We start from the raw sequence: 3,268 nt of genomic DNA, 5'->3' as shown, positions 1-3,268 counted from the left end.
ATTGCCGGGCGCTCTAGCTGTCGCCGTCCGCGACATCCCCGAGCCTGGACAGGTCGTGGACGACGATTCGCCGATAGCGGGTGCTGAGTATGCCGGCACTCCGCAGCTCCGCGAGCGCCTTGTGCGCGCTGGGCTCGCCAGCGCCGATCAGCCCACCGATCTCGGGCTGGGTCAGCACACCGATCGAGATACCGTCAGCGACCGGCGTGCCGTGCAGGTAGGCGAGCTCGACCAGGACACGCGCCAGCCGGATCTTCACATGGTCGCCGTAGTCGACCCTGCGCCGTGTCGACCAGCGCAGCTTCGCCGCCATCGCGCGGTTCATCTCCGCCGCCATCATCGGGTTGCCGACCAGGAACTGCTCCATGTCGACCGAGCTGATCCGGCGTGCGGTCACCGCGCCGCCAGCGGTCACCGTGGCGGAACGGGGCTCACCGTCCATAGCCGCGATCTCACCGACGACATCTCCACCGACACGGACGGCAAGCAGTGCCCGGACGCCGTGCGGGGTCACTCCGGTGACTTTGCACACGCCGTCAAGCAGGATGAACAGATCCCGGTCCAGGTCACCTTCAATAATCAGAGTTGTCCCGCTGGCATACCGAACGAACTGCCCGAGCTCCAGCAACGCACCCCGTAGCCGCTGGTCCAACCGCCCGAGGAAGGTGTGCGCGGGCCAGTCACGGCCGTACCGAGGCTCGTCCGGGCCCGCGCCGTCCCCGCCGTTCACCATCCCGATTCCCACTCCGCCGGTACCCACCCGAGCTCTTTCATGGAGCGGGGTGACCATCCCCGTCGTATCCATGGCAGGTATCGCCTCCCCAGGCACAAACATGGTTCGCCCCCCGCGCTCCGTACTTCCGACGACCGGCTCTTCCGTGCTCCGCCCGACCTCGTGCCCTGCCTTCAACAGTCGGCCCCCCGATTAGTCGATCCAGCGAAACACCACGTCGAACGCCATCTAACCCGGGCCGCCCACGAACATGTAGTCAGCGCCGTCCAGCACGTCCAGCACAAAACATGATATACACCGCATCGGACGTAAGAACCTCTCGCGTCATGGCTTTGGCTCACCGCCTCCAGCCAGCCCCTGGCCGCCTTCTCGGCCAAACCGATACAACTCATCCGATATCGGTCTGGCCTGCGGCCTTACCAGGAACCACCTGGACGGGGAACCGCCTGGAGGTGGCTCCCTGATCGAACGACGGCTTCCAGAACACGCCGCAGTGCCACCGAGCGCGGAACAACCGCGATCACGCATATGGCGGACACCGGGTGCCCGCTGACCCACAATGATCGACAAAGGCCGACGAGTGGCGAAAGTACCTGTGGGCGTACGTGGTTTCGAACCACGGACCTCTGCCGTGTGAAGGCAGCGCTCTACCACTGAGCTATACGCCCGGAAGACGTCTGAAGCTTACTACGCCGCCGCGGGGATGCCGCGAGGGGGCGGCCGGATCGAGGGCGATGCCCCGGGTCCGGGCCCGGCTGTGGCGAGGCCGACGGTCCACGCGGAAGCGTCCCGCGATGTCGACGACGTTAGGTCTTGCGGAATGGGGTCTCGTCGGTCACGATCCGGACACAACTCACCTCGATTGGGACGAGGAGGAGAGGGGTAGACCTCCCCTGACGCACACTGCAACAGCAGCGATCAAACACGAAGGGTAATCGACCTACGGGGGGTGTGCCACATGGCGCGAACCGACGCACGCGGCCACGGACGCCGCACACCGTGGCCTCCATCAGCCAGTCTCGGCCTGCACACCCGCGCTATGTCGGGCAAGTCTCCCGAACCGGCGTAACGGATGTTCAAGTCGCATAACCTTGTTTCCAACGAGCCTCAAAGAGGGAACTATCTCGTTACACGGGTGCTCGCCCGCACCACCGCAGCACTGAGAGGCCGCCCGATGACAATTCGCCACGATTCCATCACAGCAGAGCTCGCACTTCGGCTCGTCGTTCCCGGTGGAGCGCCCGTCCCAGTCGCGGCGACGATGCGCTATGAACCGGCGGACCCGTACGCGGTCAGCATCGGGTTCCGTACGGGCGCGGACGAGGTTGTCGAGTGGACGTTCGCCCGGCAGCTGCTCAGCGACGGTGTCCGGCGCCCGGCCGGCGACGGAGACGTTCAGGTCTGGCCAGCGGCCCAGTCCGGCGGACGGATCGTCTGTCTCTCCCTGTCCAGCCCGTCGGGCCACGCGTTGTTCGAGATGCCGCGCTCGGAGGTGTTGTCATTCCTGCGCCGCACCTACTCGGTGGTGCCGCTCGGCGGGGAAAGCGACATCGTCGACCTGGACGCGGAGCTTGCGCTGCTCATCTGGGGCGGCTCTCAGACCTGACATCGCCAGGGCGGCTACCAAGAGCGACCGGCAGCACGACCAGCGCCATGTCCGCGCGGCCTTCAGCCTGTTGGATCCCTGACGTCGCCGGGGCGGGCAGCTGTCCCGGCGACGTCCCAGTCAGGACTCTCGTTTCCGCTGCGGGCGGCCAGTTCGAAGTCACACACCGTGAGAATTGCGTCGCAAAACATGACTTCGCCGCAGTGGGGCGGCCGATGTCGCCACGCCCGCGGATCGCACGCACCGCGGCCCTTTCGGCAGGCTGGAGACACCCCCGCCGGCCCCGCTACCCGAGCCGGCCCCGCCCCCGTGCCACGCATCACCTACCAGACCTACCAGCACCGCCGGGCTGGGTGGCCAAGCCACCTGCCACAAGCACAACCGGGCACGACCGGCGAGCGCGCGCTGGACTCTGACACAGAAACCGCACATCGCCGACACATCGCACGGCGGTTCATTCGACGCTTCGCTCATCGTCCGCTAGAGTGCTAGCTGCACCGCCGAACAGCGGGGCGCGCGGACGTGGCTCAGCTGGTAGAGCATCACCTTGCCAAGGTGAGGGTCGCGGGTTCGAATCCCGTCGTCCGCTCGAGACTGTGAGAGGTCAGAGGTCAAGCTGGTTCCGGCCTCCTCCCGGCGGAGTGGCCGAGTGGCTTAGGCAAGGGCCTGCAAAGCCCTGTACGCGGGTTCGATTCCCGCCTCCGCCTCCGCAACAATCTCGAACAAACTGGGGCGATTAGCTCAGTGGGAGAGCGCTACCTTGACACGGTAGAGGTCACTGGTTCAATCCCAGTATCGCCCACCCCTCCAAGTACGCTGCGGCGTAACGGAAATGGCCATCCTGAGCTGGGTGGCCATCCTCATGACGCGCACCACGATGTCGAGCGGGGCGACGTCGAAGGTGGTCCGTCGCGGTGGCCAGCGCTCGT

2 protein-coding genes and 4 tRNA genes are annotated in these 3,268 nt (G+C 66.3%); 4 read left to right on the top strand and 2 right to left on the bottom strand.

Features of this window, described 5'->3' with window-relative positions; translation table 11 throughout:
* Window positions 1-13: 13 nt before the first annotated feature.
* Window positions 14-805 carry a Crp/Fnr family transcriptional regulator gene (locus MJ783_RS16610; protein ID WP_239311356.1) on the bottom strand — a complete coding sequence of 264 codons (792 nt, stop codon included), beginning with the start codon at window positions 803-805 and terminating at the stop codon, window positions 14-16.
* A 524-nt stretch (window positions 806-1,329) separates the two neighbouring features.
* Window positions 1,330-1,401, bottom strand: a tRNA-Val gene (locus MJ783_RS16605).
* A gap of 506 nt (window positions 1,402-1,907) precedes the next feature.
* Between MJ783_RS16605 and MJ783_RS16600 the strand changes: the two genes are divergently transcribed.
* The 4 genes from MJ783_RS16600 to MJ783_RS16585 all read left to right on the top strand — a co-directional run bounded on the left by MJ783_RS16600 (window position 1,908) and on the right by MJ783_RS16585 (window position 3,141).
* On the top strand, window positions 1,908-2,339 hold the full coding sequence (locus MJ783_RS16600) for an SsgA family sporulation/cell division regulator (protein WP_239311355.1): 432 nt from the start codon (window positions 1,908-1,910) through the stop codon (window positions 2,337-2,339).
* 516 nt (window positions 2,340-2,855) lie between these two features.
* Window positions 2,856-2,928, top strand: a tRNA-Gly gene (locus MJ783_RS16595).
* A gap of 46 nt (window positions 2,929-2,974) precedes the next feature.
* Window positions 2,975-3,046 (top strand) — tRNA-Cys (locus tag MJ783_RS16590).
* Between the two features lie 23 nt (window positions 3,047-3,069).
* A tRNA-Val gene (locus MJ783_RS16585) sits at window positions 3,070-3,141 on the top strand.
* Window positions 3,142-3,268: the final 127 nt, after the last annotated feature.

This window comes from Protofrankia sp. Cj3, assembly GCF_917627355.1.
GTDB lineage: Bacteria > Actinomycetota > Actinomycetes > Frankiales > Frankiaceae > Protofrankia.
This window is presented reverse-complemented; position numbering and strand designations above follow the sequence as displayed.